The sequence below is a fragment of the Corynebacterium sp. HMSC056E09 genome, assembly GCF_001813425.1.
GTDB classification, from domain to species: Bacteria; Actinomycetota; Actinomycetes; order Mycobacteriales; family Mycobacteriaceae; genus Corynebacterium; species Corynebacterium hesseae.
On the sequence record NZ_KV812504.1, the window covers coordinates 1 to 314 of the forward strand.

Annotated in this window: 1 pseudogene; it reads right to left on the bottom strand. The window is 54.5% G+C overall.

Annotated elements, in window-relative coordinates:
* A pseudogene (locus HMPREF2912_RS12700) lies at positions 1-270 on the bottom strand (HNH endonuclease); the annotation flags it as partial.
* Positions 271-314 lie beyond the last annotated feature (44 nt).

Consider the following 314-nt stretch of genomic DNA (forward strand, 5'->3'; position numbering starts at 1 on the left):
GGTGTCTTGCAGGTGTTTGACTTTCGGCAGGCTATCAAGCCGGTGGATAGCACGCAGACCTGCTTTGATGTGGCCTTCCGGCAGTGACCAGGCAGCCACCAAGCTTAAAGCGGTGGTGTTGATATCAGCCTGCAGGCTGGGCATAGCAGCAACCCAGGTGTTGTAGATAGCGCGGCGGGCTGCCGCGCGGGCTATAGCGTGTGGATTATTCGGATTCGTTGTTGAGAAGAAGAAAGAAGAGGAGGTTGAAGGGTGCGTGGCGGTGGTCATGAATGTCTCCCCCGAGAAACATGAGTTAGAAGAAATGTTCTAAC